At 65.2% G+C, this 24,857-nt stretch carries 24 protein-coding genes; 13 read left to right on the top strand and 11 right to left on the bottom strand.

Translation table 11 applies throughout. The annotated features are described in order from the left end of the window. Positions 1-77: 77 nt before the first annotated feature. The 8 genes from AAC645_RS06665 to AAC645_RS06700 all read left to right on the top strand — a co-directional run bounded on the left by AAC645_RS06665 (position 78) and on the right by AAC645_RS06700 (position 9,581). Positions 78-482 carry a DUF2147 domain-containing protein gene (locus AAC645_RS06665; protein ID WP_340314751.1) on the top strand — a complete coding sequence of 135 codons (405 nt, stop codon included), beginning with the start codon at positions 78-80 and terminating at the stop codon, positions 480-482. 32 nt (positions 483-514) lie between these two features. Further along, on the top strand, positions 515-1,825 hold the full coding sequence (locus AAC645_RS06670; RefSeq protein ID WP_340314752.1) for an OmpP1/FadL family transporter: 1,311 nt from the start codon (positions 515-517) through the stop codon (positions 1,823-1,825). Between the two features lie 127 nt (positions 1,826-1,952). Beyond that, the gene (locus AAC645_RS06675) at positions 1,953-3,560 is read left to right on the top strand and encodes a long-chain-fatty-acid--CoA ligase (protein ID WP_340314895.1); all 1,608 of its coding nucleotides are present in this window, start codon (positions 1,953-1,955) and stop codon (positions 3,558-3,560) included. Between the two features lie 2 nt (positions 3,561-3,562). Continuing rightward, positions 3,563-3,970, top strand: a complete 408-nt coding sequence (locus AAC645_RS06680; RefSeq protein WP_340314753.1) for a MerR family transcriptional regulator — start codon at positions 3,563-3,565, stop codon at positions 3,968-3,970. Between the two features lie 408 nt (positions 3,971-4,378). Continuing rightward, positions 4,379-6,913, top strand: a complete 2,535-nt coding sequence (locus tag AAC645_RS06685) for a TonB-dependent receptor plug domain-containing protein (protein WP_340314755.1) — start codon at positions 4,379-4,381, stop codon at positions 6,911-6,913. Between the two features lie 122 nt (positions 6,914-7,035). Then, the gene (locus tag AAC645_RS06690) at positions 7,036-8,613 is read left to right on the top strand and encodes a flavin monoamine oxidase family protein (RefSeq protein WP_340314757.1); all 1,578 of its coding nucleotides are present in this window, start codon (positions 7,036-7,038) and stop codon (positions 8,611-8,613) included. Positions 8,614-8,618: 5 nt separating this feature from the next. After that, positions 8,619-9,050, top strand: coding sequence for a c-type cytochrome (locus AAC645_RS06695; RefSeq protein ID WP_340314759.1), 432 nt, complete (start codon positions 8,619-8,621; stop codon positions 9,048-9,050). Positions 9,051-9,071: 21 nt separating this feature from the next. Beyond that, the gene (locus tag AAC645_RS06700) at positions 9,072-9,581 is read left to right on the top strand and encodes a RidA family protein (RefSeq protein WP_340314760.1); all 510 of its coding nucleotides are present in this window, start codon (positions 9,072-9,074) and stop codon (positions 9,579-9,581) included. Positions 9,582-9,877: 296 nt separating this feature from the next. Here AAC645_RS06700 and AAC645_RS06705 read toward each other — a convergent pair whose 3' ends face one another. From AAC645_RS06705 to AAC645_RS06755, 11 genes are all read right to left on the bottom strand, one after another. Then, the gene (locus AAC645_RS06705; protein WP_340314761.1) at positions 9,878-10,384 is read right to left on the bottom strand and encodes a L,D-transpeptidase family protein; all 507 of its coding nucleotides are present in this window, start codon (positions 10,382-10,384) and stop codon (positions 9,878-9,880) included. Then, a complete protein-coding gene (gene ribA / locus AAC645_RS06710) occupies positions 10,381-11,442 on the bottom strand; it encodes a GTP cyclohydrolase II (protein ID WP_340314762.1) in 1,062 nt (353 codons plus the stop codon). Before ribA ends, AAC645_RS06705 begins: the two co-directional genes overlap by 4 nt. Beyond that, a complete protein-coding gene (locus AAC645_RS06715) occupies positions 11,439-12,230 on the bottom strand; it encodes an exodeoxyribonuclease III (RefSeq protein WP_340314763.1) in 792 nt (263 codons plus the stop codon). The genes ribA and AAC645_RS06715 overlap by 4 nt, the downstream gene beginning before the upstream one ends. A gap of 86 nt (positions 12,231-12,316) precedes the next feature. Then, complete coding sequence (locus AAC645_RS06720; protein WP_340314764.1) at positions 12,317-13,009, bottom strand: endonuclease/exonuclease/phosphatase family protein; 693 nt, start codon at positions 13,007-13,009, stop codon at positions 12,317-12,319. Positions 13,010-13,160: 151 nt separating this feature from the next. Beyond that, positions 13,161-14,585, bottom strand: coding sequence for an ammonium transporter (locus AAC645_RS06725; protein ID WP_340314765.1), 1,425 nt, complete (start codon positions 14,583-14,585; stop codon positions 13,161-13,163). Between the two features lie 14 nt (positions 14,586-14,599). Continuing rightward, positions 14,600-14,938, bottom strand: a complete 339-nt coding sequence (locus AAC645_RS06730) for a P-II family nitrogen regulator (protein WP_340314767.1) — start codon at positions 14,936-14,938, stop codon at positions 14,600-14,602. Between the two features lie 196 nt (positions 14,939-15,134). After that, on the bottom strand, positions 15,135-15,686 hold the full coding sequence (locus tag AAC645_RS06735) for a DUF924 family protein (RefSeq protein WP_340314768.1): 552 nt from the start codon (positions 15,684-15,686) through the stop codon (positions 15,135-15,137). Next, positions 15,683-16,516 carry a patatin-like phospholipase family protein gene (locus AAC645_RS06740; RefSeq protein WP_340314769.1) on the bottom strand — a complete coding sequence of 278 codons (834 nt, stop codon included), beginning with the start codon at positions 16,514-16,516 and terminating at the stop codon, positions 15,683-15,685. Before AAC645_RS06740 ends, AAC645_RS06735 begins: the two co-directional genes overlap by 4 nt. 141 nt (positions 16,517-16,657) lie before the next feature. Next, entirely contained in the window at positions 16,658-18,088 is a 1,431-nt protein-coding gene (tldD, locus tag AAC645_RS06745; protein ID WP_340314770.1) for a metalloprotease TldD, read from the bottom strand. A gap of 180 nt (positions 18,089-18,268) precedes the next feature. After that, positions 18,269-18,478: a zinc-finger domain-containing protein gene (locus AAC645_RS06750; protein ID WP_340314771.1), complete on the bottom strand. Its 210-nt coding sequence runs from the start codon at positions 18,476-18,478 to the stop codon at positions 18,269-18,271. A 36-nt stretch (positions 18,479-18,514) separates the two neighbouring features. Next, positions 18,515-18,838 (bottom strand): hypothetical protein, encoded by a 324-nt coding sequence (locus tag AAC645_RS06755; RefSeq protein ID WP_340314773.1) that lies wholly within the window; start codon positions 18,836-18,838, stop codon positions 18,515-18,517. Between the two features lie 35 nt (positions 18,839-18,873). On the opposite strand from AAC645_RS06755, the gene AAC645_RS06760 reads away from it, so the two are divergent. From AAC645_RS06760 to AAC645_RS06780, 5 genes are all read left to right on the top strand, one after another. Continuing rightward, a complete protein-coding gene (locus tag AAC645_RS06760; protein ID WP_340314774.1) occupies positions 18,874-19,320 on the top strand; it encodes a reverse transcriptase-like protein in 447 nt (148 codons plus the stop codon). Between the two features lie 44 nt (positions 19,321-19,364). Then, a complete protein-coding gene (locus tag AAC645_RS06765) occupies positions 19,365-20,282 on the top strand; it encodes an SPOR domain-containing protein (protein ID WP_340314775.1) in 918 nt (305 codons plus the stop codon). 47 nt (positions 20,283-20,329) lie between these two features. Beyond that, positions 20,330-21,292 carry an ABC transporter ATP-binding protein gene (locus AAC645_RS06770; protein WP_340314776.1) on the top strand — a complete coding sequence of 321 codons (963 nt, stop codon included), beginning with the start codon at positions 20,330-20,332 and terminating at the stop codon, positions 21,290-21,292. Beyond that, the gene (gene nadB, locus AAC645_RS06775) at positions 21,279-22,871 is read left to right on the top strand and encodes an L-aspartate oxidase (protein ID WP_340314778.1); all 1,593 of its coding nucleotides are present in this window, start codon (positions 21,279-21,281) and stop codon (positions 22,869-22,871) included. Before AAC645_RS06770 ends, nadB begins: the two co-directional genes overlap by 14 nt. A gap of 85 nt (positions 22,872-22,956) precedes the next feature. Next, positions 22,957-24,837 (top strand): methyl-accepting chemotaxis protein, encoded by a 1,881-nt coding sequence (locus tag AAC645_RS06780; protein WP_340314779.1) that lies wholly within the window; start codon positions 22,957-22,959, stop codon positions 24,835-24,837. Positions 24,838-24,857: the final 20 nt, after the last annotated feature.

The raw sequence follows: 24,857 nt of genomic DNA on the forward strand, positions 1-24,857 counted from the left end.
TTTGTGCAAACTATGTTGCACCACGAGGCACGACCCGATCGCAGCATCGGGCGGCTCGCACGAGGATGAGCAGGGCAATGACTATCATGCTTATGGCGCTGGCCATGGCGACGGGTGCGAGCCCGGACGCGGTGGTCGGCCGGTGGAAAACCGAGACGCGCAACGGCATCGTCGAGATTGCCCGCTGCGGCACATCACTGTGCGGGAAGCTGATGACGTCTGACGGCATCGCCGCCAATCCCGCGATGAAGGACGTCAACAACAAGGACAAGAAGCTCCGCGGCCGTGCCCTCAAGGGTCTGCAGATCCTGGGCGGCTTCAGCTTCGAGGACGGCGTCTGGGACGATGGCACCATCTACAATGCCGAAGACGGCAAGATCTATGACGCGCGGATCACCCCGGTGGACGCGAACACATTGAAGCTGAGGGGCTGCATATTCGTGCCGCTGTGCAAGAACCAGACCTGGACCCGCGTGCGCTGAGACGCACCGAGACGAGAGAGGAACTATTCCTGATGACCATGTTTTCCGTTCGCCGTATCGCCCTGGCCGGTGCAGCATCGACCGCCGCGCTGGTGAGCGCCGGCGCCGCCCATGCGTCGGCCTTCTATCTGCAGGAACAGTCGGTGCGCGCCGCCGGCCGCGCCTTTTCCGGCGAAGCCGCCGACCAGGGCGCCGCATCTTTGTGGTGGAACCCCGCCGCCGGCGCGGGGAACGCGACCAGCACCGTCTATGCCGGCGCCGCGGCGATCCTGCCCAAGGGCGATGTCCGCAACAACGGGACGCTGATCGTCCGCCCGGGCCAGGCGCCGGCGCCGGTCGGCGGCGAGCAGGTTTCGGTCAATCCGCTCAAGAAGGGGGTGCTGCCCTCCGGGGCGGCATCGTGGAAGCTGAACGACCAATTCGCGGTCGGCCTCGCCATCACCGCGCCGTTCAGCTTCATGACCAATTATAGCGGCACCAGCTGGGCGCGCTACACCGCCGACAAGACCCGGCTGACCACCTTCGACATCCAGCCTTCGATCGCCTTCGCGCCCTCGCCGATGTTCGGCGTCGGCATCGCGATCAATGCCGAGCACAGCAAGGCATCGCTGTCGAACTCGCTGCCGAACCTGTCGCCGCTGCTGCCCGACGGGCACCAGACGCTGCGCGGCAAGGGCTGGGACTTCGGCTACACGGTCGGCGTGCAGGTGCATCCGAGCAAGATGATCGACCTCGGCTTCGCCTATAAATCGTCGGTCAAGCATGTCCTGAATGGCAATGTCACGACGGCGGGGCTGCTCGGCCCGCTTGCTGGATCGAACGGCACGATCAGCAACATCAAGGCGAAGTTCCGTACGCCATGGCAGGCGATCGCCAGCGCGCGCGTCCACGTCAGCGACGCGCTGACGCTCAACGGCCAGGTGGTCCGCGCCGGCTGGAAGAAGTTCGACGCGATCCGGCTTGGGGCCCCGCTCAACGCCGCCCTCCCGCAGACTTACAGGAATAGCTGGAGCGTCGCAGGCGGCGTCGACTATGCGGTAACCCCGGCCTGGACGATGCGCACCGGCGTACAGTGGGACCAGACCCCGACGCGCGACGGCTTCCGCGACGCGCGCGTGCCCGACGCCAGCCGCATCAACTTCGCGCTCGGCACCTCCTACGCGATCACCGAATCGATCACGCTCGATGCGGCGGCGAGCTATGTCGATTTCAAGAATGCGTCGATCGACCGTGTTACCGCCGCCTATGCCGGCACGCCCGTACAGACCCCGATCCTGACCAACGGCCAGCTCCACGGCGCTCACGCGATCATCCTCGCGCTGGGCGGGCGCATGAGCTTCTAGGGAGGATCGGACATTGTCCACCGGCGACACCGCGATAGATCCCCCTCCCCCCGATCGCGGTGCCGCACCCTCGATCGGCGGGGGCGTGCCAGCGTCCCCGCCGATCCCCCCACGTTTGCTGACGGAGATGATCGACGCCGCGGTGCGCGATCATGGCGCGCGAACCGCGATCGACTTCCTGGGCCGCCGCTGGACCTATTCCGAGATCGGCGCGCAGATCGATCATGTCGCCGCCAGCCTGCAGGCGATGGGCGTCGCCCCGGGCGTGCGGTTCGGCCTGTGCCTGCCCAACACGCCCTATTTCGTCGTGCTCTACTTTGCGGCGCTGCGGTGCGGCGCGACGATCGTCAACTTCAACCCGCTCTATGTCGAACATGAGCTGCGCCACCAGATCCGCGACTCCGGCACGACGATGATGGCGGTGCCGGACGTCACCGCCATACACGCGAAGGTCGCGGCCATTGCCGCCGATTGCGGCGTGGAGAAGATCATCGTCTGCCCGATGGCGGATGTCATGCCGCCACTGCTGTCGATCGCCTACCGGCTGTTCAAACGCCGCGACATCGCGCGCTGGCCGGACGATGCCCGCCATATCGCCTTCGCCACGCTGGCCGCAGGGCGCGGCCCGTTCCGCCCGGTGCCGGTCGCGACCGACGATGTCGCCGTGCTCCAATATACCGGCGGCACCACCGGCGTGCCCAAGGGGGCGATGCTGACTCACGCCAACCTGACCGCGAACAGCCGCCAGATGATCCTCCACGTCCACGACGGCACCGAGCGACAGGACCGGATCATGGGCGTGCTGCCGATGTTCCATGTCTTTGCGCTGACGACCGTGCTCAACTTCGGCGTCGACACCGCCGCCGAGATGATCCTGCTGCCGCGCTTCGAGTTGAAGCAGTTCCTGAAGACGGTGAAACGGACCCGCCCCACCAAGCTGCTGGCCGTGCCCACCATGCTGACCGCGATCAACAAGGCGGCGGCCGAGCGGCCGATCCATTTCGAAGACCTGGACTATTGCGTCTCGGGCGGCGCGCCGCTGCCGTTCGACGTCCGCGCCGAGTTCGAACGGCTGACCGGCGCGCGCGTCGTCGAGGGCTATGGCCTGTCGGAGACGTCGCCGATCCTCACCTGCAATCCCGCCGACGGCATCGTCAAGGACAACAGCGCCGGCATCGCCTTCCCCGGTACGACGATCGAGATCCGCAGCCTGGACGATCCCCACCGGCTGATGCCGACGGGCGAGCGCGGCGAGATCTGCGCGCGCGGGCCGCAAGTGATGAAGGGCTATTGGAACAAGCCCGAGGAGACCGCGAAGGTGTTCGTCGACGGCGCGATCCGCACCGGCGATGTCGGCTATCTGGACGCCGACGGCTATCTGTTCCTGGTCGACCGGATCAAGGACGTGATCATCTGCGGCGGCTATAACGTCTATCCCCGGATGATCGAGGAAGCCCTCTACGAGCATCCCGCGGTGCTCGAGGCGGTGGCGATCGGCGTGCCCGACGAATATCGCGGCCAGGCGCCCAAGGCATTCGTCGTGCTGCGCCCCGGCCAGCAGGAGACGAGCGAGGCCCTGCACGATTTCCTCACGACACGCCTTTCGAAGATCGAAATGCCGCGCGAAATCGAAATCCGCCAGAGTCTACCGAAGACGCTGATCGGCAAGCTGTCCAAGAAGGAACTGGTGGCCGAGGAAGCCGCCAGGGCCGCAGGCGTCCGAACGGCAGGCTGACGGTGGCGCAGCGGGATTTATCCGGCGGCGGCGGCCAACCGCTTCGCGCCATCCAGGATGTCGCGACCGAGCTGGGCATAACCACGCGGACAATCCGCTTCTACGAGGACAAGGGCCTGCTCGAACCCCAGCGGGTCGGCACGATGCGTGTTTACTCGCGGCGCGAGGTGGGGCGGCTCCAGCTGATCCTGCGGGGCAAGCGGCTCGGCTTCAGCCTGCGACAGATCAAGGAATTTCTCGACCTCTACGATGTCGACAGCCGGCATCTCGAACAGACGCGCCGGCTGCTGGCGCGGGTGAGCGAGCGGGTGGAGGCGCTCGAGGCGCAGCGCGAGGCGCTCGACCAGACGCTCGGCGAACTGCGGGGCATCGCCAGTGCATGCCGGGAGCGCATCGCCGAGGCCAGCTGACGAGCGAGGCGGGTCGCTCCGTTGAGGGCCATAGCCCTGACGCAATTTCCTAACAGGAAATTTTTTTGCGCATGGCGGGTTCTCGTTCTTCATCCGTCTTTAGCAGATATCCGGGCATTTCTGCCCGAGCCGGCTTCAGGAGGCGTTGCAGAAAAGTCACACATCGCAGCATTTAACATTAGTGTAAGAATTGGGCCATTGCCGACTCAGTATTAGATCGTAGTCTATGCACAGAAGGCAGACTTGGTGTCAGATTAAAGTCTAATTACATAGTAGAACCTGTCGTTTGCGACAGAACGTGACTGTTGTTGCGCCTTGTTCTTACATGTACCCGACCTGTTCACGAGATACTGCTAATTATGGGTCGATGCCCTGAAAGATCGACGGTAAATCTTTTAGGGGCGCCACATGAAGAAAATCAGAACCGTTTCCTGGACTGTTATCGCATTGGCCGGGATGGCAGCGTCCGCCGCGACGGCGCAAAGCAGTCCTCCCGAGGATCCGGACGCCGAGGGCGCGACGATCATCGTTACCGGCACCCGCTCGGGCGGCATCACCGCCGCGGAGAGCGCGACGCCGATCAAGCTGGTGAGCCAGGAAGCCATCGAGCATGTCGGCCAGCCCAACCTGAACCAGGTGCTGACCCAGCTCGTCCCGTCCTTCACTGCCCAGGCATATGGCGGCGATACCGCCAACCTGACGCTGTCCGCCCGCCTGCGCGGCCTGAGCCCGAACCACACATTGGTGCTTATCAACGGCAAGCGCCGACACGGCACGGCAAATCTCGCCGTCCTCGGCGGCCCCTACCAGGGCGCAGCGGCACCCGACCTCGATCTCATCTCGCCTTCATCGATCGCCCGCATCGAGGTCCTCGAGGACGGCGCCGCCGCGCAATATGGCTCGGACGCGATCGCCGGCGTCATCAACATCATCCTCAAGGACGACGATGAAGGGGTCAGCGGCTACGGCACCTATGGCAAGACCTATGATGTCGGCGGGGAGACCTATGCCGGAACGCTGCATTTCGGCACCAAGCTCGGTGAGGACGGCTATTTCAACGCAACCCTGTTCCACCGCTTCCATGATTTCTCGCAGCTCGGCGGTCTCGACGCCCGCGTGGTCGATCAGAGCGGCAATCTGCTGACCAGCTACTCGAGCGATCCGGCGTTGAGCGCGGCGATCCGCGCCGCCGATGCGACGATCCCCGGACTGCCTTATGTCAACCGCATCAACGGCGACGCCCGCTCGCACCTGACCAACCTGCAATATAACAGCGGCTATGATTTCGGTGACTTCGAAGTCTATGGCTTCGGCTCCTACAGCAAGCGCATCGCCAGCGCTTATGAGAACCTCCGCCCGCCGACGCGCGTCGTCGCCGGGCCGGTACTCGGCACCTCAGCAACGCTGACCACGCCGGGCGCGCTGATCTTCGCGCCCAGCGGCTTCAACCCGCGCGAGAAGATTCGTGAGGACGATTATGCGATCACCGGCGGCATCCGTGGCGATCTGGGCAGCTTCCACTACGACCTGAGCAGCACCTACGGCCAGGACAAGAACCAGATCTACACGGTCGACTCGGTCAACCCCGACCTGTTCATCGACACCCACGCCAGCCCGATCGGCTTCTACGACGGCTCCTTCACGTCGGAGGAATGGACGACGACCGCGGATTTCACCAAGGAAATGGAAGTCGGCATGGCCGCGCCGATGAACATCGCATTCGGCGCCGAATATCGCTGGAACCGCTACACGATCGGCGCGGGCGATCCGAGCTCCTACTACAAGGCCGGCGCATCCTCCTATCCCGGCTTCCGTCCGTCGGATGCCGGATCGAATACCCGCAAGGCGGAGTCGGCCTATCTCGACATCGCGATCACGCCGATCGACGGCTGGAAGGCCGACGGTGCGGTTCGCTACGAGCATTATTCGGATTTCGGCACCAAGGTGATCTTCAAGGGCACCAGCCGCTACGATTTCTCGGATGCGCTGGCGCTGCGCGGCACGGTTTCGACCGGCTTCCGCGCGCCGACGCTGGCGGAAAGCTTCTATTCGGCAACCAATGTCGGACCGACCACGGCGTTCGTGCAGCTGCCCGCCAACTCGGCGGCGGCCAAGCTGGTCGGTTTCCAGAATCTGGAGCCCGAGAAGTCGACGAACTTCAGCGTCGGCACGGTGATCCGCCCGGCGCCCGCGGTGACGATCACGCTCGATGCCTACCAGGTGAAGATCAAGAACCGCATCCTCGGCACCGGCGCGATCTTCAGCAGTGGCGGCGCACGGAACTTCACGGCGGTGCGTGACGCCGTGGTAGCCAACGGCAACATCCTCGACAACACCGTGACCCAGACCGGCATCAGCCTGTTCACCAACGGCGCCGATACCCGCACCCGCGGCGTCGACCTGACCGCCAGCTACACCAGCAACTTCGATGACTATGGCAAGGTGAACTGGACGCTCTCGGCGAACTACAACAAGACGAAGATCACCAAAGTCGGCCTTGGCCCCGTGCTGACCGACACGGCCGGCGTGACCAGCCCGATCGCGCTGTTCGACCAGACCACGATCAGCAACATCGAGAATGCCTCGCCATCGGTGAAGGTCGTCGCCAGCGCCTTCTGGACCCTGGGCGACTTCTCGGCGACGGTTCGTGAAACCCTGTTCGGCAAGAGTTCGCAGGATGTGAGCCCCGACGGCGGCACCTTCTATCGCCAGAGGATCAAGACGGCGGCCATCACCGACGTGGAGCTCAACTATAAGCTGACCCAGGCCTTCGAACTGAGCGTGGGCGCGAACAACCTGTTCAACAAGAAGGCGCCGAAGATCCAGGTGCTGTCCGATGGGACGATCGTCGATGGCGGTGCGGTATATGATGCCCCGCTCTCCTTCAGCCCCTACGGCATCAACGGCGGCTATTATTATGTCCGCGTGAACTTCGACTTCTAGGATTTGCGACACCGAGGCGCCGGGCGCGAAATCGGTCGCTCCCGGCGCCTCCTACCGATAGATGATCTTACAGGCGCTTAGATAAAGGCTGTGTGATGGGTGAACAGGAGATGGGGGTTGCAATGAGCGGCCTGACCCGGCGATATTTTCTCGAGAAACTCGGCAAGATGGGCGGAACCGCGATGCTGCTGGCGGGCATGGATGCCCTCGGCTTCGGCATCGGATCGGCGATGGCGGCACCGCCGAGACTGAGCGGCACCCCGCGGAAGAAGAAAGTCATCGTGCTTGGCGCCGGCAATGCCGGGCTGGCCTCCGCCTATGAGCTTACCCAGGCGGGCTATGACGTTACCGTCGTCGAGGCGCGCAGCTTCCCCGGGGGCCGTGCCCAGACGGCGCGCAAGGGCTTCACCCTGACCGAACTGGGCGGCGCACCGCAGACCTGCGATTTCGACGAGGGCCAGTATATCAATCATGGCCCCTGGCGGATCCCCTACCACCACCACTCGACGCTGCACTACACGCGCAAATTCGGCGTTCCGCTCGAGCTGTTCAACAATGATAACGACGCCAGCTTCCTGTATTTCGAAAAGGGCAAGGGCCCGCTGGCCGGCAAGCCGATCCGCAAGCGCGAAGTGGCGGCCGACATGCTCGGCTACAGCTCGGAGATCCTCGCCAAGCTCTCGAAGCAGGGTGCGCTCGACAGCCAGCTCAGCGCGGAGGACAAGGAGCAGTTCATCGAGTTCCTGGTCGAGTTCGGCTATCTGTCGAAGAAGGACCTGAACTACACCGGTACCCCTGGCCGCGGCTTCATCATCGATCCGGGCGCAGGCGTCGATCCGGGACCCGGCAAGCCGTCGGTTCCGTACAAGCTCAACGACCTGCTCGACAGCGGCCTGGCGCACATCCTCCACGGCGTCTCCGAGTGGGACCAGCAGCGCACCATGTTCCAGCCGGTGCAGGGCATGGAACAGATCCCCAAGGCGATCGCCCGCAACCTGCCCGAGGGCATGATCCGCTTCTCGACCGAGGTCCAGCGCATCCGCCAGTCGCCGAAGGGCGTCACCGTCGATGTGATCCGCGACGGCCAGCCCGAGACGATCAGCGCCGACTGGTGCATCTGCACCATTCCGCTGTCGGTGCTGAAGACGATCGACAACGGCCTGTCCCCCGCCTTCAAGGATGCGATGGCGAAGTGCGCCTATGCACCGGTCGGCAAGATCGGCCTGCAGATGAAGCGGCGCTTCTGGGAAGAGGATCATTCGATCTATGGCGGGCATGTCTTCTGCGACAACCCGGATATCAACAATATCGCGCTGCCCTCGACCGATTGGCAAGGGCAGAAGGGCGTGCTGCTGGGCTACTATAATTTCGGCCCGAACGCCGCGAAGGTTTCGGCGAAATCCCCCGCGGAACGCGCTGCGATGGCGGTGGATTACGGCCAGAAGATCTTCCCGGCCTATAAGGAGAGCTACGAAACCAGCTTCTCGGTTGCCTGGCATCGGGTGAAATATAATCTGGGCGGCTGGGGCATGTGGAGCGACGAGGCGCGGGCCACCGCCTATCCGGTGCTGACCGAGCCGGATGGCCGCATCTACCTCGCCGGCGAGCATATGAGCTATATCGGCGGCTGGCAGGCGGGCGCGTTCGAAAGCGCGTGGCAGCAAGTCGAGCGGCTGCACGCCCGGGCGATGAAGGGATGATGTCGATGCGTTATTTGCTTTGCGTGCCACTGTTCACCGCCGCCATCGCAGCGGCCGCCATCGCCCAGACCACCCACGAGCCGACGGTCGCGGCGCCCCCTGCCGCCGCGCTCGATCCGGCGCAGACCTTCAGCGACAATTGCGCCGCATGCCATCAGGAAGACGGCAAGGGCATCGAGGGCGCCTTTCCGGCGCTGGCCGGCGACGCTTTCGTGCTCGGCTCCCCGGCGGCGCCGATCCATGTCGTGCTGGAGGGCCGGGGCGGCATGCCCACCTTCAAGGCCGATCTGACCGATGCGCAGATCGCTGCTGCCCTGACCCATGTGCGGACCAGCTGGGGCAACAAGGCGACGCCGGTCACCGCTGCCGAGGTCGCCCAGTTGCGCAGCGGCGAGGCGCCCAAGGCCGACGACAAGAAGATCATTTCCGCGCATTGATACAGACCAAGGGAGACTGCGATGAAGACCATGATGCTCGCGGCGACGGCGCTGATAGCCGCTATCGGTGCACCCGCCTTCGCCAAGCCCGCGCCGATCGACCGGGTCAACAGCCCCGGTCCCGATGGCAAGCCGGGCTTCATCCTGAAGGGCGTGATCGTTCCCGCAGGGTATGAAACATTCTACCTGTCGGGCCAACTCGCGGATCCCATCGACCCCGCCAAGAAAGAGACGATGGAGGATTTCGGCGATACCAGGACCCAGACGCTGAGCATCTTGAAGAAGATCAAGGAACTGCTCGAGAGCAAGGGCTACACGATCGGCGACGTCGTCAAGATGCAGGCTTTCCTCGCCGCCGACCCGAAGCTCGGCAAGATCGACTTCATGGGCTTCAACGCCGGCTTCAAGGAGTTTTTCGGCTCGGCGAGCAATCCAAACACGGTGTCACGCTCGACCTTCCAGGTGGCCAATCTGGTCGCGCCGCAGTTCCTGGTGGAACTGGAAGTCACGGCGGTGAAGGCGCCCAAGTAGTATTTAATCCGTCATCCCGGCGGAGGCCCACTGCTATTGGGGATGTCTCTATCGTCATGCCAGCCCTTCGACTGCCTGCAAGCAGGCGCTCCAGGATAACTTCAGCCAAAGGCTGAAGGCTGGCATCCATGTCTCTCTCCTTCTCGATGGCCTCGAAAATGGCGAAAGACATGGACCCCAGCCTGCGCTGGGGAGACGCAGGAGGGAGAGCATGCCCTCGATCAAGAAAACGATGTCTGAGCGATCCGCCGGGGCGAGGGGTAAATATTGACGGTTTCTGATCCGATCGCTTCCGGTCAGGCGATCTCGATCACGTCCCCGGGGGCGAGCTGTGCGATCAGCCCCAGCAGCGCCGTTTTCTCGATCGCGACGCAGCCCTCGGTGGGCTGACCCTCGCCGCAATGCAGGAAGATCGCGCTGCCGCGCCCAGCGACTGGCGGATCGTCGTTGTGGCCCAGCACCACGATGACATCGTAGAGCCCGTCCTCGCGCGCCAGCCGCTCGGCCGAGAAGCCATGCGGGTGGCGCACCGGGCGGTTATATTCGGGATCGCCGACTCCATCGGACCAGCCGTCGTCTTCGCGCACCCAGCGCCACGGCAGCAGCATTCCCACCGGGGGCGCCGCGCGGCCGGGCCGAAACAGCACGGCCCGAATTGGCCATGTCCCGAGCGGCGTTTTGCCATCGCCCTCGCGCTTGTCGGCGGCCGGGCATGCCCCGCTGCGGCCGATCGTGCAGCTCGTCATTGCGCCATCAGGGCCGGTCAGCGTCAGCGCCGCGCCATCGACGCGGACCACGCTCACAGCGCGTGGCCGGTTCGGTCGCGCTTGGTGGCGAGATAGGCGGTGTTGTGGGGGTTCTCCCCCATCCTGTGCGGCACACGCTCCACCACCGACACACCGGCCTCTTCCAGCCCCGACACCTTGAGCGGATTGTTCGTCAGCAGCCGCACCTTGAGCTGCCCGAGCAGCGCCAGCATCCGCGCCGCGACGCGGAAATCGCGCTCGTCGACGCCGAAGCCGAGCCGGAGATTGGCATCGACCGTATCGAACCCCTGGTCCTGCAGCGCATAGGCCCTGAGCTTGTTGATCAGCCCGATGCCGCGCCCTTCCTGGCGCAGGTAGATCAGGATGCCCCAGCTGGCGTGGGTCATCGCGTGGAGCGCGCCTGCCAGCTGCGGTCCGCAGTCGCATTTGAGCGAGCCAAGCACGTCGCCGGTCAGGCACTCGCTGTGGAGCCGCACCAGCGGCGGCGTTCCATCGGGCGTGCCGATGATCAGCGCGACATGCTCGGCCGCGTCGGCGACATGGCGGAACGCCACGATCTCGGCCTTGTCGGTCACAGTCACCGGCAATCGCGCCTGCGAGGCGATGATCAGGTGGGCCGGATCCTCATAATCGTCGAGCGCTCCCGCCTCGATCTCGGCCTCGGCCGGGCCGTCGAGACGGACGAACAGCGCAGGGAGCAGTCCGGCCAGCCGCGCCAGCCGGAGCGCCGCGCTCGCAGCGGCGGGCACCGCCACCGGCTTGGCGCGGAACGGCCCTTTCAGCGGGGTCGCCAGATCCTGGACGGGATCGGCGAGAGCGGTCGCGGTCGGCAAGTCGAGCCAGGGCACACGCTCGACCAGCGCCGGGCTTGCCGGGCTCGCCGCCTCGCGCTGGTTGGCGAGGTGCAGCGTCGCCGCGCGCGTCGCCGACAACAGCACGTCGGCGGGGCTATCGGCATCGAACTCGGCAAGGGTCACATCGTTGGCGGTCTCGACCGCGAGCACCACCAGTCGGTGGCCGTCGGCCGTCACGGCGACCGGCCAGCCTCGCCTGAGCGCATCGATCGCACGCGCCGCGGACCGGGCCGCGCTCACACGTCGAGCTCGGTGATGAGCGGGATATGATCGGACGGCTTGATCCAGGAGCGGCAAGGCTCGCAGATATAATGATCGGTGGCGAGCTTCGCGACCTCAGGGCTCGCCCACATATGATCGAGCCGGCGACCGCGATCCGAGGCCGCCCAATCCTGCGCGCGATAGCTCCACCAGGTGTAGAGCCGCGCCGGCGGCGGCACGAAGCGGCGGCCGAGATCGACCCAGTCGTGGCTGGCCTGGAGGCGGTTGAGCGTCTCGACCTCGATCGGGGTGTGGCTGACCACGTCTAGCAGCTGCTTATGACTCCACACATCGCATTCCAGCGGAGCGATGTTGAAGTCGCCGACCAGCAGCGTCGGATCCTCCAGTTCCTCCGACCAGCGGATCATCCGGCTGAGAAAATCGAGCTTCTGCCCGAACTTCGGATTGAGCTCGCGATCGGGAACGTCACCGCCCGCCGGCACATAGACATTTTCGAGCCGGATGCCGCAATCGAGGCGGACGCCGACGTGCCGCGCCTCGCCATTGTCCTGCCAATCGTGACGGCCATGCTCGTGGAGCGGCAGCTTCGAGATGATCGCGACGCCATGGTGCATCGGCTGGCCGTTGATCTCGAAATGCGAATAGCCGAGGTCGCGAAACATCTGGAACGGGAATGTGTCGTCGCGGACCTTGGTCTCCTGCAGGCACAGGATATCGATCTGCTGTTCGAGCAGGAACTGGCGCACGATATCGATGCGCGCGCGAACCGAGTTGATGTTCCAGGAAGCGATCTTGAGCTTTGCCATGTTTCGGCGATGTAGCGGCGCGGTTTGAGGAGCGCCAGTGGGCGAAGCTCATAAGCCGCCCTGTTTCGGGAGAAGACTTCGCCGTCTTACTGATGCTTCAACCGTGCCCATACCGGCAGGTGATCCGACGCCAGCCGCGCCCGCTCGCTGACATGCACGCCGCACGCCACCAGGTGCAGGTCGCGGGTCAGGATGATCCGGTCCAGGCAACCGACCGGGCGGCGGCTGTGATAGCTGCGGCCGGTCGGCGCGATATGGTGGTCCGCGGCGAACTCGCGGATACAGCCGCCTTGGAGCGACCATTCGTTGAGGTCGCCCATCATCACGGTCGGCATCTTGCGCTTGCGGCGGCGGATATGATCGATGATCGCGCGGACCTGGCGCCGCCGCCACAGACCCGACAGATCGAGATGCATGCCGACCACGCGCAGATCGTTGCCGCCGATGTTCAGCTCCGCCATCACGGCGCCGCGCGGCTCCAGCATGGGCAGTTCGATCGGGTGGTAATCGCCGATCTCGACGGCGTTGCGCACCAGGATCGCATTGCCGTGCCAGCCGATCCCGCCCGGCCGGATATCGAACGGCACGGCCTTATATTCACCCTGCTTGATCAGTTCGGTCGGCAAGGCGCTCTGCTTCGCCCCGAAGCGGCGATCGGCCTCCTGCAGTGCGACGATATCGGCATGCACCTCGTGCAGCACATCAAGGATACGGTCGGGCCTGCGCCTGCGGTCGGTGCCGAGGCCCTTGCGGATGTTGTAGCTGGCGACGGTGATCATGATCGGGGCAATACGCTTTCAGAGGCGCAACGGAACCCGATGCACTGATCCGACACAACAAAAAAAGGGCCGGAGGGTTGCCCCACCGGCCCGAGTGCGTTCGCAGGAGGAACGCCTGGAGGGGCCATCCCGGAGGATGGCCCCAGTTCGATCAGTAGTTGTAGGCCCGCTCGCCGTGCTCGGCGATATCGAGACCTTCCAGCTCGACTTCGACCGAGGGGCGCAGCCCGATGGTCTTGTCGATGAGGAAGAAGAGGATCGCCGACACGCCGCCCGAGAGCAGCAGCGTAACGCCGACCGCCTTGAGCTGGGTGATGAACTGACCCGCCATGTCGTAGGCGCCCGGAACCGCCGGGAAGACCGTGTAGTCGAACCAGCCCTGGCCACCCAGAGCCGGATCCGCGACGATCGCCGTGCCGAGAGCGCCGACGATACCGCCGATGCAATGGACGCCGAACACATCGAGCGAGTCGTCATAGCCGAGCTTGTTCTTCACCGTGGTGACGAAGAAGAAGCAGACCGCCGAGACGACGACGCCGAGCGCGATCGAGGTGACCGGTGCGGCGAAGCCCGATGCCGGAGTGATCGCGACCAGGCCGGCGACGGCACCCGATGCAGCACCCAGCAGCGAAGGCTTGCCGTGGATGATCTGCTCGATCACCGCCCACGCCACGGCCGCAGCAGCGGTAGCGACGAAGGTGTTGATGAAGGCAACCGCGGTCACGCCGTTGGCTTCGAGGTTGGAACCGGCGTTGAAGCCGAACCAGCCCACCCACAGCAGCGAAGCGCCGATCATGGTCATGGTCAGCGAGTGCGGCGGCATCGGCTCTTTCTTGTAGCCGGTGCGCTTGCCCAGGACGAGGGCGCCGGCAAGGCCAGCGATACCCGCGTTGATGTGCACCACGGTGCCGCCGGCGAAGTCCAGACCGCCCCAGCCCCAGATCATGCCGTAATCGGTTGGCGTATCAGGCAGGAAGTCGGGGCCCGCCCAGTACCAGACCATGTGCGCCATCGGGAAATAGACGATGGTGAGCCACAGGATCATGAACAGCATCAGCGGCCAGAACTTCACGCGCTCGGCGAATGCACCGACGATCAGCGCCGGCGTGATGCAGGCGAAGGTCATCTGGAAACAGACGAACGCATATTCCGGGATGTAGACGTTGTTCGAGAAGGTCGCCGCATAGGTCGACGCGTTCACGCCGGCCAGGAAGGCCTTCGAGAAGCCACCGAAATAGTGGTTTTCGCCGCCCGAGGTGAAGGCCATCGAATAGCCCCAGCCAACCCAGACGAGCGCTGCGATCGACACGATCATCAGCACCTGCATGAGCACGGAGAGCATGTTCTTGGTGCGGACGAGACCGCCATAGAACAGTGCGAGCGCGGGAACCGACATCATCAGCACGAGTGCCGAGGAAATCAGCATCCAGGTGGTGTCACCCTTGTTGACCATGCCGGCCATCTGTTCGACGGTCGGAGCCTTGATCGGGCCTGCCTGTGCCCAGGCAGGCATGGCGGTGAGCGCGGTGACGGCGAAAGTGCCGAGACCGACCGCCAGCTTGTTGTGAAGCTTCATGTGTCCCCCTTCTATCAAAGCGCCACGTCGTCGGTTTCGCCGGTGCGGATCCGCACCGCCTGCGCGACGTCGAGGACGAAGATCTTGCCGTCGCCAATGGCGCCGGTGTTTGCGGACTGCTGGATCGCCTCGACGACCCGGCCCGCCAGGTCATCGGTGGTGGCCACCTCGACCTTGATCTTCGGAACCATATTGGTGCTGTATTCGGCGCCGCGGTAGATTTCCGTCTGGCCTTTCTGCCGCCCGAAGCCCTTGACCTCGGTAACGGTCATGCCCTGCACGCCCAGCGAGGACAGTGCTTCGCGCACCTCGTCCAGCTTGAACGGCTTGATGATGGCAATGACGAGTTTCATTCTGCCTCCCTATTTAGCCCGATTGTGCTTTGCAACAATCGTGCCAGGGGACCTGCGCTTGGATTCACAGGTTGGATTCCTGCGGGTGCGGCAAAGCGGTGCAAACGACTCGGGGCGCTTTGATTAAAAGTTAAGCCATGCCCTTTTTTTGGGCAGCGCTTTCCCGCCGCAATGCCTCATGAACAGGCCCGCCGGCCTACCAGCCCTTGCTCAGTTCGATCGCTTCATCCTCGCCCGGGCGATCGGCACGGCCCAACGCCGCATTGCGCGCCGGGAAGCGGCCATAGCGCGCGATCATGTCATGATGCTTGCGGGCGAAATCCAGCGAATTGGCGTTGCCGAGCGCGGTGAACAGGAGCAGCGAGCGCTCCTGATCGGCCATCGCCTCGCTGTGCTGGAGCGGCATGTAGAGGAAGCTGAGCTCATCCGCGCTCATCGCCTTGTCCAGCTCGCGGTCGAGCGCCCCCCTGGCGATAGCGAGCGCGAGCGGATCGGTCGAGAACGCATCGGCATGGCCGCGGAACATGTTGCGGGGAAACTGATCGAACAGGATGACGCCGGCCACGGCCTCGCGCGCGGATCCGAGGAAGCTCTCCGGCGTGCGGCTGCGCCATTCCTCCCAGAGGCCGCGGAAACGTTCGATGATCGCGGCGTCGGTATCGGGCGAACGTACCCACCAGCGACCGGGACCGATCTCGCCGAACCAGAAATCGTGAATCAGGGCGGTGCCCTCTGCACTATCGGTCATTGCGGGGCCCTCGTCACGGAAGCGCGCGCCGCCAGCGCTCGGATTTCCTCGATCTGCTCCACCACCGAACGGCGGCCGATCGCGATAAGTTCATCGGCTCGGGTGAAATCATGGATCTCGACATGGCCGACCGGCAGGGTCAGCCCCAGATCGGGCGGATCGAGCGCCAGCGAATGGCGCGCCAGTTCGGCCATCAGCAGCATCGTCGAGGCGCGCACCACCGCCAGGGAGGGATGGCTGCGCTTCGGCTGGGCGCGTATCGCGGCGGTGACGCGACGGCCGTGATAATCGCCCTGCAGGTTGACCGAAAGCACCGGCAGGCTCGGAGCGATCTTGCGCGCAGCGGCGACCGGCACCGGCATCACGACGCCGCCGTCGACCAGCACATGCCCGTCATATTGCACCGGCCGGAAAAGGCCCGGAATGGCGATCGAGGCCATGATCGCCGGATTGACCGGCCCGCGATCGATGATCAGCGGCTTTCCCGTCACGAGGTCCGTCGCAACCGCCGCGGACGGTATCCACAATTCCTGGAACTGCAGCCGGCCGAGGTGGAGTTCGAGATCGCGCAGGATGCCGCGGCCGCCCAGCATCGCGCCGGGACGCATGTGGAGATCGAGATAGGACAGGACGCGCAGCCAGTTGGTCGAGCGGGCAATCCTTTCGAGCGCGTCGAGCTTGCCGGCCGCGAAGCAGACCGCCGCGAGCGCGCCGATCGAAGTACCCGCCGCGGCGCGCACCGCTATGCCCTGGTCCTTCAACTCGCGCAGGACGCCGATGTGCGCCCAACCGAGCGCGGCCCCACCTCCCAGCGCGACCGCGATGCCCATGATTATGGCTTCTGTTTCAGCAAAGGCGAAAGGGCGGTACCGGCCCGCTCCCCCGCCCAACCTCCCGATCCAGCGTAATATATCGGGAGGTTGGGCGGGGGAGCGGGCCGGTACCGCATGTCCACGTAAGTGGACCGCATATTACGCCGCCGTGCCGCCGACGGTCAGGGCGGAGATCATCACGGTCGGCTGACCGACGCCGGCCGGTACGGACTGGCCGCCCTTGCCGCAGATGCCGACGCCTTCGTCGAGCGCCATGTCGTTGCCGATGGCCGTGACCTTGGTGAGCACCGATGGGCCGTCACCGATCAGGGTCGCGCCCTTGATCGGGACGGTCAGCTTGCCATTCTCGATCTTGTACGCCTCGGTGCAGGAGAAGACGAACTTGCCCGAGGTGATGTCGACCTGACCGCCGCCGAAGCTCTTGGCATAGATGCCATTGCCGGCGCGCGCGATGATCTCGCCGGGATCGTCGTTGCCGCCGTACATGAAAGTATTGGTCATCCGCGGCATCGGCGCATGGGCATAGCTTTCGCGGCGGCCGTTGCCGGTCGGGTCGACGCCCATCAGCCGGGCATTCAGCCGATCGTGGATATAGCCCTTGAGGATGCCGTCCTCGATCAGGACGTTCAACTGGGTCGGCGTGCCCTCGTCGTCGATCGTCAGCGAACCGCGGCGGTCGGCGATCGAGCCGTCGTCGACGACGGTGACGCCCGGCGAGGCGACCCGCTCGCCGATCCGTCCGGAGAAGGCCGAGGTGCCCTTGCGATTGAAGTCGCCTTCGAGGCCATGGCCGATCGCCTCGTGGAGCAGCACGCCAGGCCAGCCGGGGCCGCACACCACCGTCATCTCGCCGGCCGGCGCCGCCACTGCGTCGAGGTTGACGATCGCCTGGTGGAGCGCCTCGTCTATCGCACGGTTCCAGGTCACGGGCTCGAACAGCCGGTCATAGAGATAGCGGCCGCCAAGACCGAAGAAGCCAGTCTCGCGCCGGCCATTCTGCTCGACCACGATCGACACGTTGAGGCGGACCAGCGGCCGCACGTCGAAGGCGGTGAAGCCGTCGGGGCGGACGATCTCGACCACGCTCCACGAGCCGGACAGGCCGACCGACACCTGCTGGACGCGCGGATCGCGGGCGCGGGCGGCGGCGTCGACCTCCTGGCAGAGGGTGACCTTCCTGGCGAAGGGGATCAGACCCAGCGGATCGTCACCGGTGTAGAGCCGGCTGTTGGTGCGGCGCGGCGGCGCGGCGCGGCTGCCCTTGGCGGGATCGAGCAGCGTCATCGTCTCGCCGGCGCGGACGATCGCGGCTTCGCTCAGCTCGTTGGCGTGGGCGAAGGCCGTGGTCTCGCCCGACACGCCGCGCAGGCCGAAGCCGGCCTGGGTGTTGTAGTCGGCGGTCTTGAGCCGGCCGTCGTCGAAGCCGAAGCTCTCCGAGATCATATATTGGAGATAGAGCTCCCCGTCGTCGCAGCCCTTGAGGGTCTGCGCGGTGAGCCGCAGCGCCGCATCGGGATCGAGCGTGTCGCGATAGAGGAAGTGGCGGGGGTCTGCGGAGAGAATGGTCATGCGCCCGATATAAGGGTTCGGCGCGGAACCCCAATAGCGATTATTGCTCTGGGCCTGCCGACTCTTCCGTCGTCATCCTGAACTTGTTTGAGGATCCGCCGGGCGACGGGGGAGCACCCTCGTGCGGAAGTGGATGCTGAAACAAGTTCAGCATGACGGCTCTGGCGGTTGGGCTCCGCCTCAGTGGTGGCCGCCCCCGCCCGCGCCGTCCTTCAGCACGAAGCGGCGGTCGCAATAGCCGCAGTCGACATAGCCCTCGTCGGGATCGATCTCGAGGAACACGCGCGGATGGCCGAGCGCGCCGCCGCCGGGAATGTCGCTGGCGCCGTCGCAGACGACGCGGCTCGAATCGACATATATGGTCTCGGGGGCGTCGGGCTGCGTGCTCATGCCCGCCGATTAGCAAGCGCGTCGGGCGGGCGCAATCTAGCGCAGCCGGCCGAAGCGGCTATTTTCGAATGCGACAGCGACCGTGCCGCTATCGCCGATCGGCGCGATGGCCGACCCGAACAGGCCGCGCGCGCCATTGGTGCCGATCATCATGCCGACCTCGCCATGGATCTGCCGGTCCAGCCCGTTGATCGCCGGCGCCCCCAGCGAACTCGACGGCCGCGCCGCAGCGGCATCGAGGATCTTCGCCTTGGCTTCCGGGGTAAGCGCCACCACCGTCTCCTGAGCGCCGGCGGCCGACGCGACCAGCAGCGCGGCGAGCGCGAGGCCATGGCGTGCGAGGGGGCGATGTGCTGTCATGTCGGCAACGATGGTAGCAGGCAAGTGAAGCGCGCGTGAACGAAAAGCACAGCCATCCGGTGAAGCTCTGGTTCGACGGCGGCTGCCGCCCCAATCCCGGCCCGATGGAGAGCGCAGTCGTTCTGCGCGGGGTGGCGGACATCCGGCGCGGCCTGGGCGAGGGCGGCAATGAACAGGCCGAGTGGCTGGCGCTGCTCCACGCGCTGGAGGTCGCGGCCAGACATGGCCTGCGCGACATCATCGTCATCGGCGACTCGCTGTCGGTGATCCGCCAGGCAAGGGGCGACCAGGCCGCGCCCTCGTCGGAGGCAAGCGCATGCCTCCAACTCTTCCGGAAGGCTATGGGCAGCTTCGATCGCGTGCGGCTGCGCCACACTCGGCGTGCGCAGAACCTGGCCGGCGTCGCGCTGGAGCGCGCACGTTGGCAGCGGACGAATTCGGTCCAGCCTGCAATGGACTCGAGTGAACGCAACGACTCCTGACAGCCAGCGTGCAACCCCACATAATGGCCGTGGGAGGACAGGATGTGCGATCGATAGGCTGGGGCTGCTGGGCCGCAACCGGCGCGGTCGCATTGCTGCTGAGCGGGTGCGGCAAGAAGACCGTCAAGCCTACGCCTGCAACACGCCCACCCTCAATTTCATCCGCCTCCCGGCCCCAGCCGCCATCGGGTGCGACCGACAATCTTCAACTCCCGCCGAAGGACGGCAAGGGCGGCTATCGCACGATCAATTCGAACCTCTCGCCGATCGAGGCAGCGTGGCATCTGCGCTCGGCGCTGAACGTCGCGGCGCTCACCTGCGACCGGACGGGCAAGCAGGGCATCGCCGGCAACTACAACCGGTTGCTCGGCCGCCAGCGCAAGACACTCGCCGACGCGTATCGCGCCGAGGGCGGACGCTTCGGCAGCGTCGGCGCGACCGACGCTCACATCACCCAGATCTATAACTTTTTCGCCCAGCCGCCCGTGCAGGCACGCTTTTGCGCGGCAGCTGCGGATGTTTCTGCCGAAGCTGCCGCGCTGCCACCCGATGGCCTTACCGCCTTCGCACCCGCCGCGCTGGAACGGCTGATGAAGCCCTTTACCGACTTCTATAGCGCCTATGCCGGATATCGGATGGAGCTCGGCGCCTCGGCCAAGGAGGACCATCCACAAGCGCGCGAAGCGGTTCCGGTTGCCAGCCAGCCCGCCCCGGCGGGTCCGCCCTGGCGCATCCAGCTCGGCGCCTATTCGGGTGACCGCGCAGCGCATGACGCCTGGGACAGGATCCGCAAGCGGATGAAGCGCACCGGCGATTTCGAACCACGATATGAAGCGGTGCAGGGCAGTCCGCTGGTCCGCATTCGCGTCGGGCCGCTCCGCGATCGGACGGAGGCGATTTCGCTCTGTGCCGCCGCTGCAGGGGCGGGGCTCGACTGCCTGCCGGTCCCGCCCAGGATGTGAAGCCTTCCCCTTTGCACGCGCGCTCCGCAGCCGCTATGCCGCGCGCCATGAACGACGCGGCGATCAGCATCCGGGGCCTGTCCAAGGTCTATAAGGGCGGCAAGCAGGCGCTGTTCGATGTCGACCTGGACATTCCGCGCGGGCAGATCTTTGGGCTGCTCGGGCCCAATGGCGCGGGCAAATCGACGACGATCAACATCCTCGCCGGGCTGGTCAACAAGACCGCCGGCCATGTCGACATCTGGGGCTTCGACATCGACAGGGACCCGCGCAATGCCAAGGCGTCGATCGGGATCGTGCCGCAGGAGATCGTGTTCGATCCCTTCTTCACCCCGCGCGAAACTCTCGACAACCAGGCGGGCTTCTATGGCGTGCCCAAGGCGAGGCGGCAGACGGACGCGCTGCTGCGCGCCGTGCATCTTCACGACAAGGCCGATGCCTATGCCCGCTCGCTGTCGGGCGGCATGAAGCGCCGGCTGCTCGTCGCCAAGGCGATGGTGCATTCGCCGCCGGTGCTGATCCTCGACGAACCCACCGCGGGCGTCGACGTCGAACTGCGCCAGCAGCTGTGGGAATATGTGCGCGAGCTCAATGCCGGCGGCGTCACCGTCGTGCTGACCACCCATTATCTCGAGGAAGCCGAGGAGCTGTGCGATCGCATCGCGATCATCAACCATGGCCGCGTCATCGCCAACCAGACGACCCGCGAACTGGTCGGCATGGCGCAGGAGAAGGCGGTATCCGTGACCGTCGATCGCGATCTCGATCGTGCGCCCGACGCGGTGTGCTTCGAAAAGGTCGAGTTGCAGGGCAACCGAACTCTCGTCATAACCTATTCCAAGGACAAGGTGAACGCGGGCGAAGTGCTGGCGGCGGTACAGCGGGAAGGGCTCGGCATCGTCGACGTGTCGACCCAGGAAGCCGATCTGGAGGATGTTTTCCTGAATCTCACTCGCCAGAACAACGCCGCCACCCTTCAGGATTCTGGCGCGGGCAATGACCGCCTATAATTTCGATATCGTAGTGATCGGCTCGGGCGCTGCGGGATTGACCGCAGCGCTCAACCTTGCCGATCGCTTCAAGGTCGGGGTGCTCGCGAAGGCGGGCATCTCCGATGGTTCGACCGCCTGGGCGCAGGGCGGCATCGCCGCGGTGCTGGAGCCGGGCGACACGTTCGAATCGCACATCGAAGACACGATGGTTGCCGGCGCGGGGCTCAACAACCGCACTGCGGTCGAGTTCGTCGTGGAAAATGCGCCGGTGGCAATCGAGAAGCTGGCGAAGCTGGGCGTGCCCTTCAATCCCGGTGGCAACCAGGACGACCGCTGGCACCTGACCCGCGAGGGCGGCCACAGCCACCGGCGGATCGTCCATGTCGACGACGCGACCGGCCAGGCTGTCCAGCTCGCGCTCGAGAAGGCGGCCGAAGCGCACCCGAACATCACCCTCTTCCCCGACCGCGCTGCCATCGACCTGATCACCAGCCGGCATGGCGAGCGCTATTCCGGGGACGGCCATGTCTGGGGCGTCTACGCGGTCGACCGGCAGACCGGCACGATCGAGACCTTTACCGGCCGCGCCACGATCCTGGCCACCGGCGGCGCAAGCCGGGCCTATCTGTTCTCGACCTCGCCGCGCGGTGCCACCGGCGACGGCATCGCGATGGCGTGGCGCGCGGGCTGCCGCGTATCCAACATGGAGTTCATGCAGTTCCACCCGACCTGCCTGTACAATCTCGACGTCAAGAATTTCCTGATTACCGAAGCGATGCGCGGCGAGGGCGGGCAATTGAAGCTGCCCACCACAGGCCGCCGCTTCATGCCCCGCTTCGACAAACGCGCCGAGCTGGCGCCGCGCGACATCGTCGCCCGCGCAATCGACCATGAGATCAAGCGGCTCGGCCTCGACTATGTCCATCTCGACATCAGCCACAAGCCCGCCGATTTCGTCACCGGCCATTTCCCGACGATCCACGCCAAGCTGCTGTCCCTCGGCATCGACATCACCACCCAACCCATCCCGATCGTGCCCGCGGCGCATTATACCTGCGGCGGCGTGGTCATCGACCTCAAGGGCCGCACCGATCTGCCCGGCCTCTATGCGGCCGGAGAAGTGACCCAGTCCGGCCTGCACGGCGCAAACCGCCTGGCATCCAATTCGCTGCTCGAATGTTTCGTGTTCGGCGACGCCGCGGCCGAGCATATCAAGCGCCATTTCGACGAGATGCCCGAGCCTCCGCCGATCCGGCCCTGGGACGAAAGCCGCGTCACCGATTCGGACGAAGAGGTGATCGTCCAGCACAACTGGCGCGAGATACGGCGCTTCATGTGGGATTATGTCGGCATCGTCCGCACCACCAAGCGGCTGGAGCGGGCGGCGCACAGGGTGGCGCTGCTTCGCCGGGAAGTCGCCGACTATTATGGCAATTTCCGCGTCACGCCGGACCTGATCGAACTTCGCAACCTGGTGGATGTCGCCGACCTGATCGTACGCTCCGCGCTCCACCGCAAGGAAAGCCGCGGACTGCATTTTACGCTCGACTATCCCGACCTGCTCGATCAGGCGAAGGATACGGTGCTGGTGCCTTAGGGCCGACGATCGCCCGGAACTCTACCACTCGTTACTGTTCTGAAACTTCTGGGTGATAGATCCCCCTCGAACAGGGCGGATTTAGATGGACAGTATAGCAGGAAATTTCTGGACCAAATTGGCTGCGCCCCTGATCGCCCTCGTGATCACGCTTCTGATCTGCGTCTTTTCCCTCTTGTATTGGCTGACGTTCGCACAAGACAGGCTCAGCTTCACGAATGAGCAGCGACTGGCGTCCACGGCGATCGCCAGCCGCGCCGAATTCATGCGGCGCAATCTCGGCGACTACGCCGTATGGGATGACATCGTCCACAATCTGGTAGAGCGACATGACTTCGCCTGGGCCGACGCCAACATCGGTCCCTATCTTTTCGAGATGCAAGGCTATGAGTATGTCCTGGTGCGCAACGCCGCCGGTGCGACGATCTACGCATCGGCCGGTAATCACCGTACGCGGGGCAATGCCGCACACACCGTAGATGGTGCCATGGATCGCCTCATCGACGACCTGCGCCGAATGCCAGGGCAGGATCGCCGCAAGGTGATCCTGACACAGGTTGACGGGGTACCTGCGCTGCTCGGCGCGGCATCGATTATTCCAAGCAGCCCGGGGGTGAAAACGCCGCCGCTGCACTTCCTGATAATCATAAAGAAGCTCGATCGTCGCATGATCGGCGTGCTGAGCAAGGAATATGGTTTCTCGGGGCTTCGCCTCGCCGGCCCCGGCCATGCTGGCGCGCCGCTTTTATCCAGCCTGGGCGCGCCGATCGGCACGCTGGTCTGGAATCCTCTCAAGCCCGGCAGTCAGCTGCGCCAGATCGCGTGGCCTCTGCTGGCGATTCTCGTAGTGGCCGCAGGCGGCGGACTGTGGATGGTGCTGCGGCAGAGCTGGGCAACGGTAATCGCGCGCGCGCAGGCCCAGAGCGCCGCGCTGGAAAGCGCACGGCTGGCTGCCGAAGCGACGGCACAGCATATGGAAGCGGAGCAGAGCCGACAGCGCGAACTGGAGATCGCGGTCGCCGGCGCGAAGGAGGAGAATAGAATTCTGAACCGGCTTGCCGAGCAGAATCGGGCGCTTGCCGACAGTGCCGAGGAGAAGGCGCTCACGGCCGTCGCCGATCGCCTTGAAAACGAAATCGGCACGACGGCATCGGCGCTGTCTTCGGCGGCAGACGCCTTGGGTTCGACCGCGGACATTGTTCGCCGAACCGCAGAGATGTCGAGTCGCTCGGCCGGGGATGTCGCCCAGGCAAGCCACCTAACGCGCATCCATCTCGACAAGATCGCGCCTGAAGCCACGGCGATCACGCGCTCGGCCGCCGATCTATCGTCGCATATGGCTGTCGCGGCCGATGCCGTGATCAGGGCGCGTGACGAGGCGAAGACAGCGGTGCTTCGCATGTCTGACCTCAAAGCGGCGGTCGATCACATAGGCGGCATAGTCGACTCGATCAGCGCACTCACCAAGCAGAGCAATCTGCTCGCGCTAAACGCCGCGATCGAAGCAGCTCGCGCCGGGACGGCCGGACTGGGTTTCGCGGTTGTGGCCGACGAGGTGCGCAGCCTGGCCGCCCGAACCGGCGAGATGCTGACCGCGGTCAGCACTCAAGTCGCGGCCGTGCGATCGACGACCCAGGAATCGGAAAGAATCACCATGCAGCTATGTTCGGTCCTGGAGCCGGCGGTCGCAGCGTCCGGGCAGATAGTCCGTGCGGCCGAACAGCAGCGCAGCTCGGTCGAGGCGATCGATGCCAGCTTCGCAACCGTCATGCGCGTGGCGGCGGATCTGGTCACGCTGTCAGCCCTGGCCGACGATGCGGCGCGCGAAGGCTTTGCAGCAGCCGACGCTGTGAAGGCGACCGCAGGCGGCGTCGCACAGCACTCGACGCGCCTCAACCTTGCGGTCGAACATGTGCAGCATAGCCTACGCGGTCGCGCGGGCGGCCCGCGGGACATCGCCGCCTGATCCAGGGGTTCTAATTTCAG

It is taken from the genome of Rhizorhabdus argentea, assembly GCF_037861105.1.
Lineage (GTDB): Bacteria > Pseudomonadota > Alphaproteobacteria > Sphingomonadales > Sphingomonadaceae > Rhizorhabdus > Rhizorhabdus argentea.